Source organism: Wolbachia endosymbiont (group A) of Campoletis raptor, assembly GCF_964026755.1.
GTDB classification, from domain to species: Bacteria; Pseudomonadota; Alphaproteobacteria; order Rickettsiales; family Anaplasmataceae; genus Wolbachia; species Wolbachia pipientis.
In genome coordinates, this window is record NZ_OZ034695.1 from 205,711 (window position 1) to 219,107 (window position 13,397).

At 36.0% G+C, this 13,397-nt stretch carries 12 protein-coding genes, 1 tRNA gene and 1 pseudogene; 5 read left to right on the top strand and 9 right to left on the bottom strand.

Annotated features, from left to right (window positions below; all coding sequences use genetic code 11):
- Positions 1–143 precede the first annotated feature (143 nt).
- The 8 genes and pseudogenes from AAGD74_RS01025 to AAGD74_RS01060 form a co-directional block, all read right to left on the bottom strand.
- The gene (locus tag AAGD74_RS01025) at positions 144–2,234 is read right to left on the bottom strand and encodes a hypothetical protein (protein ID WP_341810673.1); all 2,091 of its coding nucleotides are present in this window, start codon (positions 2,232–2,234) and stop codon (positions 144–146) included.
- 41 nt (positions 2,235–2,275) lie between these two features.
- The gene (locus tag AAGD74_RS01030; RefSeq protein ID WP_236515158.1) at positions 2,276–2,470 is read right to left on the bottom strand and encodes a hypothetical protein; all 195 of its coding nucleotides are present in this window, start codon (positions 2,468–2,470) and stop codon (positions 2,276–2,278) included.
- A 293-nt stretch (positions 2,471–2,763) separates the two neighbouring features.
- Positions 2,764–4,077 carry a hypothetical protein gene (locus AAGD74_RS01035; RefSeq protein ID WP_341810674.1) on the bottom strand — a complete coding sequence of 438 codons (1,314 nt, stop codon included), beginning with the start codon at positions 4,075–4,077 and terminating at the stop codon, positions 2,764–2,766.
- Between the two features lie 461 nt (positions 4,078–4,538).
- A pseudogene (locus AAGD74_RS01040) lies at positions 4,539–5,267 on the bottom strand (hypothetical protein); the annotation flags it as partial.
- A 230-nt stretch (positions 5,268–5,497) separates the two neighbouring features.
- The gene (locus AAGD74_RS01045; protein WP_338482502.1) at positions 5,498–6,991 is read right to left on the bottom strand and encodes a DegQ family serine endoprotease; all 1,494 of its coding nucleotides are present in this window, start codon (positions 6,989–6,991) and stop codon (positions 5,498–5,500) included.
- 3 nt (positions 6,992–6,994) lie between these two features.
- The gene (gene hflC, locus AAGD74_RS01050; RefSeq protein WP_012673275.1) at positions 6,995–7,867 is read right to left on the bottom strand and encodes a protease modulator HflC; all 873 of its coding nucleotides are present in this window, start codon (positions 7,865–7,867) and stop codon (positions 6,995–6,997) included.
- A 2-nt stretch (positions 7,868–7,869) separates the two neighbouring features.
- Positions 7,870–8,904 (bottom strand): FtsH protease activity modulator HflK, encoded by a 1,035-nt coding sequence (gene hflK, locus AAGD74_RS01055; protein WP_341810675.1) that lies wholly within the window; start codon positions 8,902–8,904, stop codon positions 7,870–7,872.
- A gap of 82 nt (positions 8,905–8,986) precedes the next feature.
- The gene (locus AAGD74_RS01060) at positions 8,987–9,202 is read right to left on the bottom strand and encodes a hypothetical protein (protein ID WP_006279848.1); all 216 of its coding nucleotides are present in this window, start codon (positions 9,200–9,202) and stop codon (positions 8,987–8,989) included.
- 155 nt (positions 9,203–9,357) lie between these two features.
- On the opposite strand from AAGD74_RS01060, the gene walE1 reads away from it, so the two are divergent.
- From walE1 to AAGD74_RS01080, 4 genes are all read left to right on the top strand, one after another.
- Positions 9,358–10,884 carry an actin bundler gene (gene walE1, locus AAGD74_RS01065; protein ID WP_341810676.1) on the top strand — a complete coding sequence of 509 codons (1,527 nt, stop codon included), beginning with the start codon at positions 9,358–9,360 and terminating at the stop codon, positions 10,882–10,884.
- A 776-nt stretch (positions 10,885–11,660) separates the two neighbouring features.
- Positions 11,661–11,996, top strand: a complete 336-nt coding sequence (cutA, locus tag AAGD74_RS01070; RefSeq protein WP_338482505.1) for a divalent-cation tolerance protein CutA — start codon at positions 11,661–11,663, stop codon at positions 11,994–11,996.
- Positions 11,987–12,061, top strand: a tRNA-Gln gene (locus tag AAGD74_RS01075). The genes cutA and AAGD74_RS01075 overlap by 10 nt, the downstream gene beginning before the upstream one ends.
- A gap of 135 nt (positions 12,062–12,196) precedes the next feature.
- Positions 12,197–12,655, top strand: a complete 459-nt coding sequence (locus AAGD74_RS01080; protein ID WP_022626355.1) for a hypothetical protein — start codon at positions 12,197–12,199, stop codon at positions 12,653–12,655.
- A gap of 15 nt (positions 12,656–12,670) precedes the next feature.
- Here AAGD74_RS01080 and AAGD74_RS01085 read toward each other — a convergent pair whose 3' ends face one another.
- Complete coding sequence (locus AAGD74_RS01085) at positions 12,671–12,958, bottom strand: hypothetical protein (RefSeq protein ID WP_007549783.1); 288 nt, start codon at positions 12,956–12,958, stop codon at positions 12,671–12,673.
- Positions 12,959–13,176: 218 nt separating this feature from the next.
- On the opposite strand from AAGD74_RS01085, the gene AAGD74_RS01090 reads away from it, so the two are divergent.
- Positions 13,177–13,353 carry a hypothetical protein gene (locus AAGD74_RS01090; protein WP_155968519.1) on the top strand — a complete coding sequence of 59 codons (177 nt, stop codon included), beginning with the start codon at positions 13,177–13,179 and terminating at the stop codon, positions 13,351–13,353.
- The last annotated feature ends 44 nt before the right edge of the window (positions 13,354–13,397 follow it).

Genomic DNA, 13,397 nt, shown 5'->3' on the forward strand with positions numbered 1-13,397 from the left:
ATCTTTATATTAATACTTTTTAAATATTTAGTACCGTGCAATATCTGCAATGGATGAGAAAAATTAACACCAGTGCTTTCAGGGTCAGGGATTTTGGCTCCAACCCTAATAAAACACTTGGGTGGATATCTAAAAACCTAAATTTATTTTCTCAAAGCCTCTGATACAGGCTCTACCTCACACTCTTTAACCTCTGAAGGGACACTTCCCTGATGTTGCGCAGCAGGAGAACCCATAGAACAAAAACCACTATCTCTATCAACTTTTTTAGAACTAGAGTTATCAGGTGACGATAATTGTGCTTCTGCAAGTCGCCGTAACTGTGATTCTTCACTCTCACATAGAGATCTGCTTAGCTCCCTTTTCCCCTCAGGAGTACGCGTCAAATATAAATGCTGCTCCTTCCCAGGGGAGAAAGAGTTGGAGTCTAGCTTCTTTTGTTCCTCAGGAGAAAGAAATGGGTGTAGTTCCTCTCTCTGATCAGGATTAAGACGTTGTTGCCACTCTGATCCACCTTCATGCGTAGGAGAAGTCACTTCTGAGGGTGGATTACTTTCTGCTCTTATTCTACCTGGGAATGAAGAAGATGACTTAGACACAGGTGGTTTTTCAGTTACAGGAGTTACAGGAGCACTTACACTCGAAGATATCGAACACACCGAACTACGTTCTCTGTTATTTCGCTCAAGAGAAGGTGGCACATTGCCTTTTAGTTTTGACCACACACTACCTATAAACGAATTACTACACAAAGGACCACCCCCATGTTTCTTCTCCGGAGATTCACTCTCTTGTGACTTTGCTTCAGAACACTCATCACTACTTTTTCGATCACTTTTATCAGTAACTTGCTGTTTTTCAGGTTCCTCATTAGAAACCCCAGGATTTAAGAATATTGAATTATCCCATGCTCTAGGAGAAGGAATCGATAATGGCCTATATCTCACTTGCTGACCCCGAATCTCTATTAGCATACTTTCATAAGCACCTAAAGATAGCTGTGATTGATCACAAGTGGATTGACTTGGATCTATTTCCCCCAGCACCCCCCGGAAAGGCTCTGTTTCTTCCTCTTTTTTCGATCTTCGCCTGGGATGCTTCTCTAACCCTTCACCACGACTTCGCTTGGGAAACTCCCGTGTCGGTGATGCTTCAGCTAATAGCGTTCGAGGAAACTCATGGTCAATGGACAGTTCATGCTTTGCATTGATTACAGAGCTTTCTATAATTTTAGTTATCATACAGTGAGAAATTTCTTTATTAGAAAAGTCTATGCCATATACCCCACTGCTTCCATTTACTTTGAATGTTGCTTGAGTTTTATCACTCATATCATCAAGTACAGGATTATTAAATTTATGATTTATATCACGTGCTTCTTCCTTTGTTAAAAACCTAGTTCCTCTATTACTTAGTATAACAGGTATAAGAATTGAGGCTTCCTCTCTATTCAAAGGAGAGGCACACAAAAAGGCACTTGTCACCACACGTGTTGATGGATCAAGAACTTCCACTATCAAATCTTTAAATGCCCTTACATCACTACGACTTTTGCTATCAGCTTGAAGATCACGGCCTATAAGCCATGCGACACGCCGTGTTACACTATCAATAAAACGAGCGTCATCAAAAACGTCCCTGATATATACACTATTGTCTCGACCCCCCAGAGGGTTCTTAGGAGCATTCTCATATTTTTCCCTCATCCTTGATAAAAACTCACGCTCAAATTCCTTGCGTAATTTTTTATTAGGAAATTTAGAATGACACAAATATTTTTCCTTGTTGAATGAGTTAGTAACTATGCTACAAGTTGGCATATCTTCTAAAACATCCTTTACAAGTGAAGAAGCCAAATGAGACTTCAAATTAAAAATTACACCTTGATCTATAGGTGCTACAAACTCAATCCTACCTTGTTTACCTACAGACCAGTCTCCTTTATAGTCGTTAAATGGAAAAGATTTAACATCAAAAATTAACTTGGCTGTATTTAACACTACCTCATCCGTATCTCCTTCTTCAATACCGTAGAACTCACCTACTATCTTCCTTTTCATATTGTAAAGATATTCGCTACACTGATAATCCTCCATACCTTTATCAAATGAGACTACGATACAGTCCTTCCCGTACCTGCTTTGCAGCGTAAAATTAGTTTTAACTGTATTACGAGCATAATTATGTACATTAAAAGCACTAACCAATGCTCTTACTGTTTTTGTATTAGGCATACCAACCTCCCCATTTTTAAATTACAACAGCTACTCTTTACTTAACGTCTAGGACCACCGGGATTATTTTTTTGCTCAGACTGACGCCTCCTTTCTTCTATCTCCTTGGCTTTTTCACGATGATCATCAAGCCTTGCTCCTTTAACTCCCAGCAATTGTCCACCACCTGGTCCCTTATTCCGCTCATCCCATTCTTTTTCTCCCTTGAACCTTTCCTTACCATTATCATTTGGCACATTGCCCTCCAGTAAAAATATTATGTAATTACTGTACTAAAAATAAAATTAAGTGCAAGCACTTTTTTATATTTTTTTTCAAAAAATTTTATTCACTCTTTTTCATAAAATTCAGTTTTCTAGATTCCAGCGTCACGCGCTGGAATGACAAGAAAGAGGTACCAAAAAGAGTAAAATTCCTTTTTCTTGTCGCCTTAGTAGCCATTCTAACATAGAATGGCATCCCAACTAAGAAGGGTGTCATCCCAGTGCCCAGACACTGGGATCTAGTCTTTTTGTCATCTAAAGCTACACTAGTATCCCCTTGATGGTGCTCTTTCTGGTGCCTTTCCCATTGAATCCACATGATTATTAACTTTTACATTACTACATTTGCTTGCTGGCTGAGCATTACTTACAGAACCTTCATTCTCAGCATCATTCCAAACACCAACTATAAAATCGTATTCATAATCAGCAACAGAACTTTTGACAGATTGATTCGAAGCTTCTTTGCTGGAAATAGAGCTTTGAGCAGGCCGGCTTGGAGTGCTTCCGTGGGTCTCTAGGTTTTTTCTTATTTGCCAATCACTATTGAATCTTTGCACTCTCCGCTTTTGTACCTTCCCCGTCGTATTCGTTGCAGTCTTTGGATCAGGTGGACACACCCCTTTCTTCGGCTTCGCTTTTGTGTCTTCTTTATTTACTTCTTGTTTTGGCAAATTCTCAATATCCTCCTTACCTCTATCATGTGTTTGCACAAAAGGCACTCGATCTTTCAGAGAATTCGACAAAAGATCAAGCTCTGGTTTGCTCAGAGGAATTGGCCTTACAAATCCTGGTGAAATTTCAAAAAGGAAAACTGGCACTTTAGGCTTTTCTCTTTCATCTACCTTGATTTCTACGTCTTTATGAACTTCTTTAATTGCTTCTTCCTTTAATGATGTTTTTTCTGCTTTTTTATCTTCTTTTTCTGTAGATGCCTCTACCGCAGCCGCCAACTCAACTCCAAACATTTCTGCGAACATTGTAACAATCCATCCGACAACAGCCATTTGTAACCTGAGTTTCAGATCTTGCAATGCAGTTAATCTTTCTAACGCCCTTGCAAACTCTTCTTCTGATAACTCACCACTGCCTAATTTCTCTTGTAATTCTTTTATCTCTTTGTCCAACCTCTGATCGAAACTTAAATCGCGTGCAAAAATCTTCTTGATTAACTCCTTAAGCTTATCACGCAAAAACTTAATTATCGAAAGAAGCCAATTTTTTTCTTTCTTCTCCTTGAGCATTTGGTAGATTTTCGGATCATCTACATCTACTTCAAAAAGGTTGAAGAGAGATTCAAAGAAATTCCAGAAATCTCCGAGTACTCTTCCTTTTTCACCAGTGAAGTAATTCTCATCATCACCTTCTCCGATATGTAGCTCTGCTTGAGATGACATTTCATCGATACAACTAGAAGCCTGACGCTCACACTCGAGCCTCCTGAGCAAATCTTGTCTGGTGAGCTCCTCTATGGCTGCTTTTAGTTCATTTAACTTCTGCTCTGCAGAGAAATCTTGCTCCCTGATTTTTCCTTGGAAGATCGAGCTACCGTTTCCGTTATTATCTGAAAAATTTTCCATTATTTTTGCCCCTCGATAAAATTACTATCTTTATTATTATCTGAGAAGCTTTCCACCATTTTTACTTCCTTCATAAAACTTAATAATTTAATTCTACAGTACTAAATATTTAAGAACTATTAATGTAAAGATGTCAATAAAATTATTTACATTTTTACACTATATATATATTATATCATGTGCTATTTAACCTTTCAATAATATTTTTTATTTTTACTGCTTCTTCAAACTCTAGCATGCGCTTTTCTTAAATTATCCTTATTAATATTTGCTTTTGCCTCTATCCCGCTTTTTCTTGTAAAGTATTTGATATAGATTTTATTATACTCTTTGGCATAACATTTGCAACATACTTTACCTATAAATGGAAATTATTATACTTGCAGCTAGACACAATTTGAAATAATTTACACTATAAAGTTAAGGAACGAGATCCCAGATACAAGATACAAGTGTCTGGGCACTGGGATGACAGGAGGGGGGGTTGGAATGACACCAGTATGGTTATTAATTGAATAAATAACCTCCTTATTTTCAGAAATCATTGGCAAACAAATGTGATGCCATATGTTTTTTGGCTTAGATAAGAGGTGCCCAGTTAAGTCTTCCAGGTGGAGCCTATGCATCACAAGCACAATTACTCCTTTTTTTCTATCGTTGAGTCTCGTTACTAAAGTCTGATCGAACCAGTTTGTGGCACGTTTTCTAAATGTTTCACTCAAAGTTTGAGCAGGGTTAAGCGGATCATCCACAATAATAAAGTCACCACCTTCACCGGTTAATGTTCCTCCAACTGATGTTGCGATTCTAAATCCTCTCTGCACTGTTTGGAATTTATATTTAGTGTTCTGGTCTTTGGATAGTTCTACCTCTGGAAATAGTTCTTTATACCAATCAGATTGCATTATGCACCTGGTATCGAGCGAATGTTTTTCACTAAGCAACTTAGAATAACTTGCAACTATTATTCTTGCAGTTGGCTGATTTCCCAGTATCCATGCGGGCCACGCAACACTCATACATATGGACTTCATTGAACGCGGAGGCATATTGAATATTATGCGCCTTACTTCGCCAGCATTCGCTGCTTCCAGCCTGTCTGCTATGACTTTTATGTACTGATAATCATTATACTCACATCCCGGCACCACTGTTTGAAAGCACAGTTCAATGAATTTTAGAAAGTTCATGTTAGACCTCCTATAGTATCACCCAAGTAACCCCTATGGTGTTATCCAAGTGGCCGACACTGGTTCCTTTATGACGGCGTCATGCAAGTAGCTGACACTGGAATGACATCCTTTGATTTTTTATATGGTTATGCAAGAAATCTAGTGTAGATTTTTATTTATTTTATAAGATTGAAGTGTTACAGTAGCGAGCTTACAACACTACTGTTTTGTAAATTTAGTGAATAAAATTACTTCTTTAACTTTATTGAAGCGAAAAATTGATTTCCATTGCGGTAAATGAGCAACATTATTGAATCTTTACCGTTTTTCTTTACTGCTAAATCAACTTGTTTTTGAAAATCGTTAGTATTTTCTATATCAGTTCCATCCAATTGGATAATGATGTCCCCTTTTTTAATGCCACGCAGCGTGGCATTACTGTTACTATCTACATTGGTAACTATCACACCTTTTGTAGGTACATTATTTTTACTTTCTTTTGATTCTTTTGGCAGATTTGAAACAGTTAAACCGGTTACATAATCAGATGTTGATTTATTTTCTTCTTGATTGTTATCTTGGCCATCATTTGTAGATTCTCCGATCACAACTTTAATATTAACCTCTTTGCTCTTTCTAAGTAACTTAACTTGCACTTTTTTCTCAGGTCCAGCTCTTGAAACCATTTGAGGTAATTGTGTCATTCTATCGATTTTTTTACCGTCAAATTCTAATAATATATCACCTACTTTAATCCCACCTTTTTCTGCAGGACTATCCTTTACTATACTTGCAACCAATGCGCCTTTTATATCTTTTAAACCCAAGGACTCAGCAAATTCTTTCGTTATAGGCTGAACTTGCACACCAAGCCAACCATGTTTTATTTTTTTGCCACTTTTTAATGTGTCAATAATTGACATAGCTAAATTAGATGGTATGGCAAAACCTATACCCACGTTGCCGCCAGACTCAGATGGAGAATAGATAGCAGTATTAATACCTATAACTTTTCCATTTAAATCAAATAACGGTCCTCCAGAGTTACCCCTATTAATTGCAGCATCAGTTTGAATAAATTCATTCATAGTGCCAATACTAATGTCCCTGGACCTTGCAGATATAATTCCTGTGCTTACAGAGCCACCCAAACCAAATGGGTTACCTATTGCCATAACCGTATCACCAACCCTTGCTTTATCAGAATCACCAAATGCAACAGAAGAAAGATCTTTATCAGAATTAATCTTAAGCACAGCAAGATCAGTTCTTGCATCATAGCCTAAAACTTCTGCTTTGAAATAAGTATTATCGTTCATAGTAACTGTGATATCTTTGGCGTTTTTAATAACGTGATAATTGGTTACTATACTTCCACCTTTATCTATAATAAACCCAGAACCAAGCAACACCACCTCTTTGTTAACACTAGGGCCCCTATCCATAAAAAACTGATCAAAATGCTCAAAAAACTCTCTAAAATCATCAAAAAAATTATTTCCTGGCATAGATGGAACTCTAGTTCTGCTGTTATTTTCTTGTTTGATGATTTGTTCGCTTGAAATATTTACAACCGCAGGAATGAGTTCTTCCACTAAATCGGCAAGTCCTTGATTACAGTTGCATGCAGTAGTGCTAGCATCAACGACCTTTTTTGCATTCCAATCAAACATATTAGCATACGAAGAAAACGCAATTAGAAAATATGCAAATATAGATAAAATAAATGCCTTACTTTTCATAAATTATTTCCATCCTTTATTTAAAATATCTAAAAAGTTATTGTTTGGTGAAAGTACAAATTTAGTATTATTTTCGGCAAATGATTTACTGTAAGCGCTCATAGAGCGATAAAAGTTAAAGAACTCTTCATCAACCTTAAATGCCTCATTATAAATTCTAGTTGCTTCAGCATAACCACGGCCCCTTATTTCGTACGATTCTTTTACTGCACTGGAGATAATTTCCCTTTTTAATTTATCAGCTTTTGATCTAACTTCCTGCCCAGCTTGCTCTCCTTCTGCTCTGATTTCTTTTGCTTCTTTTTCCCTTTCAGTTTGCATACGGCGAAATATTGCAGAACTATTTTCTTCTGGTAAATCTGCTCTCTTAATTCTTACGTCTATTATTTCTATGCCAAATTTTTCAGCTTCAGAATAAACTCCACGCTGAATCAATTGCATAACCTCTGATCTTTTTTCATTCAACAAGCTAATCAACGAAAATCTGCCTATATTTTCTCTTATGTGAGCTTCTATAACCGGATATAATCTTCTAACCAGACCTGATTCATTCCTCACAGCCTGGTAAAAAGTAACAGGATTTGTTATTTTATATTTTGCATACGCATCTACTATAATACGTTTTTGATCCGCTGTTATCACTTCCCTTGGGATCTTATCAGGACTTAAATCTAAAACTCTTTTATCAAGAAACTCTACACTATTTATGAATGGTAACTTAAAATATAAGCCACTTTCCCTAACATCCCTTACAACTTTACCCAGTTGTATAACTATTGCTTGCTTTGTTTCTTGCACAACAAATATTGAATTAGATAAAACAATCAATAAAACAACAAATACAGAAACAAAAACAATTTTAATATTACTACTCATGGTTATTTTCCTAAATTTGTAAGAGGTAAATAAGAAAACATACCTTTCAGATCATCAGTTACAACAACTTTGTCTACCTTACTGAAAATATTTTCCATAGTTTCAAGATAAATACGATTCTTAACGAGAGAAGGATTCTGTCTATATTCCTCATAAAGAGATAAAAAGCGATTTGCATTACCTTTTGCTTCATTTATTACTTCATTTTCATATGCTTGTGCATCTAATTTTATCTTTATCGCTTCACCCTTTGCTCGAGGTATAATACCATTATTATAAGCATATGCTTCGTTTATAGTACGCTCTTTGTCTGCACGAGCACTTTGTACATCTCTAAACGAACTGATTACTTTTTCTGGTGGATCAATTTTTTTCATTTGAACAGATAAAATCTCTATGCCCATTTGGTATCCATCAAGAATCTGCTGCAATAGAATTCTAGTATCTCTAGAAATTTCTGGTCTGCCTTGACCAAGTGCAAAAGAGATCGTGTTTTTACCTATTATTTCTCTCATGGCACTCTCAGCAGCATTTTTAACACTGAAACCGGGTTTGTAATCCCGCACTTTGAATAAATAGTCCTTAGCATCTCTAACGCGCCATTGAACCTCGAAGTTAACGTTGACTATATTTTCATCTCCAGTTAGCATCACGCCTTCACCGCGATCTGTATCTCGCCCATAAGAACTACTTACCCCAATTTCTTCACGATTTACTTCCTTAACGTTCACTTTAAAAACCTTGCCAATAGGGTAGGGGAAGTGATAACGCAAACCAGGTGTTTCTGTATTAGAATATTTACCAAAGGTAAGTTCTATACTTTCTTCACTAGGATGGACAATATAAAAGCCAGTGCAAGCATAGAACAGCAAAATAATGAAAATGATGAAATAAGGTTTTTTGCCCCTGTTTCTGGTTAATCCATTAAGAAAGAACCTTATATCAGATACAGCTTTACTTAAAATATCTTCATTATTAGGAGTTTTGTTCCCTACCGGTTTCTTTCCCAGATTCCAAGGATTATTATCATCAAACATAATGATCGATTCTATAATTAATACGCTAATATTACTTCTTTAATAAGAAAATGCAAACATAAATTGCTATTTTATTTACAAATTAATCATCAGGATGGAAAACATGATCGTACACTTCCTTTTCTCTATGTAATATGGTCGACTCTATGGAATTTTCTGGCTTTTTTTTGAATTCTTTGTTGTCACTCTTTAAGTGCACTACGTCTTTGTGAAAATGGGAATTATACCTAAATAGTAAAGCTATTATTATTAAAGTTATAACAGCCAAAAAGATGAGTGTTCTTTTTCTATACTTCATAAATGCTGCAGCTTCTTGACCTAATTTTCCACACTATCAAAAAACACGTCAAGCGAAATTATTTGAAGACAAATAAATACTGGCAATCAATTTAACACTAACTTAAGAATCAAGGAATACAATTATAATATATTTAATTAATAGTGAGGTTAAAAATGTTACCTAATAAAAAAAGTTTAAATTCTGTTGAAACTGAAATAGGCCTACAACAAGAAGGTAGTCTTGATTTGAATAAAACTATGCAAAATCTATCAAATTCAGATATTGCTAATGATCACAAGAAGCTAAAAGAAAGAATGACTGACCTGTTAAAAGGAGAGACAGAATTCTCTAAGATGAAACAAGGAGATAAGATTCTTGTAGTAAGTACAGCAAGTGGGTTATTTACGGCAGTACTACCACTTTTGGCAGTTGGTGCAACACTTGCTATACCGGGTGCTATAGTTGGTCTTGCTTTATATTTCGCTGTAAAAGTCGCTGTAAAAGCAGTTCAATCTGGATATAAAGGGCTCAAGTGGTCAGCAGAAAAAACAGTTGATGGGGCGAAATATACTGCTGGGAAAGTTAAGGACGCATCAACATACGCTGCCGGAAAAGTTAGAGATGGTGCTATGCATGTTAAAGATAAGGTGAAAGAAGGTTATGAACATTCAGTAGATTCACTGAAAAAAGGCGCTAGTTTTGTAGGCGAAGGAGTGGCAAATAAGTTCCATAAGGCATCTGGTGAGACGGACTATTTAGATAAGGTAAAAAGGTTTACTCCAGATGCAATTAAGAAATCTGACGAAATAAGAAATGATATGAAAGCAATTTTTGCTGATAAAGGAAATAATTCTGGGTTAGTGAAAAATATACTTTCTGGAATATCGTCAGAAATTGATTTAAAAATGGCAGAGAAGGCAAAATCAGGGGAGATTGAACATACTTCTGGATGGCAAATACAGAAAGAATTCATTAATAATTTAAATGAAAAAAGCTTGCATAACTTGTTAACAAAAAGGTCATTACCTAAAGGTAGTTATTTAATCGACAGTGTTTTCTCTGAACATCACGATGAAATTAAGAAGGTTATTAAAGAATGTAGAGAAAATCATTTGTACTCAAGCGTAAGCAATATGTTTGACAGAGCAGAGAAAAAAGCTAACAGGCCTTCTGTCAAAAGTTTAACTAGGTCTGTGTCATCATCATTCTCTTCACTGGGAAGAAAAGGCTCTGAACAATCTAACAGCTTGTCAAAAAGCAATTCACTAAATTCTATGGGAACTGAAAGTACTGCTACTGTCTCTGATTCAGATTCTCAGAACTTTGCAACAGTCCGTAGAAGCAATTCATCTAGTAGCTTAACTCCTAAGCTTACTCCAGTTGCTCCACCAGAACTACCTAGAAGCGCCTCATTGACTAACTTAAATGGACAAAGTTCTTTCAGTGAAGATGTTCTCAGTGATCCTATTGTGGAGCAAAACCTGGATAGTTTGAGTAACAGAACTCTCACTCACAGTAATTCTACTGATAGTGGAATGGGTTCTGGTTCTTCTACGCTAACAAGAAAACAAGTTCTTCCTTTAAAAGAAGAATTTGACAGAGAACTCGAAGAAAAGTTGGCAAAACGACGCGCATCTCTAGATCAACCTAGTGCAGAACCTGTCAACTCAAGAGCTACAGCAACTCCAGGAACAGTGTAATAAGTAAAACTTCTACCTTCTCCAAAAGGATGTTACTCAATGAGTAACGTCCTTTTTTTGTTTTTAAACTATAGAAAAATCCTAGATCCCAGCGGTATGCGTACAACCGTATGAACATTGTGATTTCTCTGCTAGGAAAGGTGTCATCCGAGTAGCTGACACTGGGATGGCTTTGTTGCATCGCTACTTATGAAAGGCTAACTATAGTTAGGATTATAAGCAACCTATTGAAAATCTTGTTTTTTTGCAATCAATCTGATCAAATTTAAGAATAGTAATTTGTTATTTATATTAATAAATTTAATTCTATTGAAAATAGCTAAAGCATTGAAATTCTTGAATTTTAGCCGGATTGGTAAATGGTAGTGAAATTTCTTTTACTCAAATTTAGGTATTCATTGACCGTTCTTGTTATAAATACCAGAATAATAAGCTACTGATATTCGCTATCTTTTTTATCTTTAATCCATCATAGCTAGCGATGCAACAAAGCCCACTGGGATCCAGGAAAGTTTGCTTGTTTACAAGCAAACTAGCATAGAAAGTGGTTACAACGTTTTCGATGAGATTATATGGAAAACTGGATTCCAGTGTCAAGCACTGGAATGACATCACAGGGGCACTGGGATGACACCTTTACGTTTGAGGCAAACTAGCTATAATACTTAACATACTACCTTTGCAAACAAATGTTCATACAGTACGCGCTGGCGTTATTTTCTCTTGATGAATAAATCTCGGTAGAGTATAGTAGCAATGCATTTATGTAGCTACTAATGAATAATTTAGTTTTGGTTTATACAACTTTTTCAAATTTTGAGGAGGCTAAAACTGTTTCTGAAGAATTGTTAAACGAGAAATTAATTGTATGTGTAAATATATTTCCCGAAGTGAATTCTCTGTATTTATGGGAAGGTAAAATTAGTAATAGTTGTGAAGTAGTGGCAATTATGAAGAGCAGGAATGATCAAGTTGATAAAATTGTAGAAAAAATCGAAGCAATGCATTCTTATGATCAGCCAGCTATTGCTGTGATGCACATAGAAAAAGCAAATAAATCTTTTACTAATTGGGCTAATAGTGTTATTGATGTAAGTAGCATTGGGGTGTAGCCAAGTGGTAAGGCAGCGGTTTTTGATACCGCCACGCGAAGGTTCGAATCCTTCCACCCCAGCCATATTGAAGTGGGTGTGAAATGATATCACTTTTCTATAAATTAAGATTATTGAATTATATATTAGGTAGTCTCAAAGATATAATTGTGAAACTGTTTCTCTTCACAATGTATCTTTACACATTCAGCATTGTGCTCATGTTTCTCAGCAATGGTTTTTGGTATGCTGTAGAATTTTGCTCTTTCAAAAATGCGTTTTACCGTTTGTTTCAATATTGCAAGTGGTATTATGAAAATAGGGAAGATCTCGGTTACGGAATTTCTATTCGAATATTAGTGGCGTTTCTTACTCCGCATTTTCTCTATAAATTATTACTTGGCACAGGCTGGAAGTCCTTTTTAAAGGAAAAGATAATACAGATACTCAACACAAGAAGAAAAAAGGGTAGTGAGTTCAGTAACAGTAGCAAACCAAGTGGCAGTAGTTATAGTGATAAGAATAATTACAGCAATAACAGTGGTAACAATGAGCGTCAAGCTCAAGATGCAAAGCGAAAAGTAAACATGATAAAGCAGCTATTAATCAAAGATATAGAGGCAACTATAGATAGGAGATTGAATTATATTTTTTTCGGTAAAAGGAGTAAACCTCATTAAGTATATAAAAAGGCTTTATCTAGTAAGGCTTTTTAAGGTTGGCTGTATTTTATTTTTTACGTATACCGGATCACAATCAGCCAATATACATGTGTGCACAAAATCTTGACTAAAGTCTGATAACCAAGAAATTGCCTTACGTTTTTCTACCAAGCTTTCTGTTTTTTTGCAGTGACTTGCTGCATCAATCATTGCCTGCGCTATTACTGATTTCCACAGCAAATAATACCTTTGTATATCATCTGACGTACTATTTGTTTCATAGTGGTTAAAAAATTCTTTAAAATTGAAGTTGTTTGACATAATGATACCTCTTTGGATTGAAATTTGAAATGATTTGAGTTTATGTCGCCACAGCAGATTCCGCTAACAAGCAGCGGGATGACGAGCTTATCGTCATCCCGCCACGAACCGTCATACCGCGATTCATTCGCGGTATCTCAGCCGCTAACAAGAGATCCCGCTAACAAGCAGCGGGATGACGGTTGTCGTTTAGCCATAAACATTAAGAAATTTACCAAATGAAAAAAAAGGCAAAAGAAGCCCCGTGGTTATTATCCGCTTTAAAATATTGGCGTTTTTTATGTTTTAAACGCTTGACAAGCGAGATTCAGCCGCTTTTAATTGCAACTAACTTACGCTGCAAATGTTTAAGAAATTTACTAAGCAGAAAAAAAGACAAAGAATCCCCGAGTTAGCTAGTCTTTTACTATCTCTGTCGAGTATTGGCATTTTTTGATGT

Bases quoted from the DNA above. Each gene is read 5' to 3' on its own strand.
- cutA (WP_338482505.1), top strand. From the start codon at position 11,661: ATGAATAATTTAGTTTTGGTTTATACAACTTTTTCAAATTTTGAGGAG.
- AAGD74_RS01025 (WP_341810673.1), bottom strand. From the start codon at position 2,234: ATGCCTAATACAAAAACAGTAAGAGCATTGGTTAGTGCTTTTAATGTA.
- walE1 (WP_341810676.1), top strand. From the start codon at position 9,358: ATGTTACCTAATAAAAAAAGTTTAAATTCTGTTGAAACTGAAATAGGC.
- hflK (WP_341810675.1), bottom strand. From the start codon at position 8,904: ATGTTTGATGATAATAATCCTTGGAATCTGGGAAAGAAACCGGTAGGG.
- AAGD74_RS01035 (WP_341810674.1), bottom strand. From the start codon at position 4,077: ATGGAAAATTTTTCAGATAATAACGGAAACGGTAGCTCGATCTTCCAA.
- AAGD74_RS01080 (WP_022626355.1), top strand. From the start codon at position 12,197: ATGTTTCTCAGCAATGGTTTTTGGTATGCTGTAGAATTTTGCTCTTTC.
- hflC (WP_012673275.1), bottom strand. From the start codon at position 7,867: ATGAGTAGTAATATTAAAATTGTTTTTGTTTCTGTATTTGTTGTTTTA.
- AAGD74_RS01060 (WP_006279848.1), bottom strand. From the start codon at position 9,202: ATGAAGTATAGAAAAAGAACACTCATCTTTTTGGCTGTTATAACTTTA.
- AAGD74_RS01045 (WP_338482502.1), bottom strand. From the start codon at position 6,991: ATGAAAAGTAAGGCATTTATTTTATCTATATTTGCATATTTTCTAATT.
- AAGD74_RS01085 (WP_007549783.1), bottom strand. From the start codon at position 12,958: ATGTCAAACAACTTCAATTTTAAAGAATTTTTTAACCACTATGAAACA.
- AAGD74_RS01090 (WP_155968519.1), top strand. From the start codon at position 13,177: ATGAAAAAAAAGGCAAAAGAAGCCCCGTGGTTATTATCCGCTTTAAAA.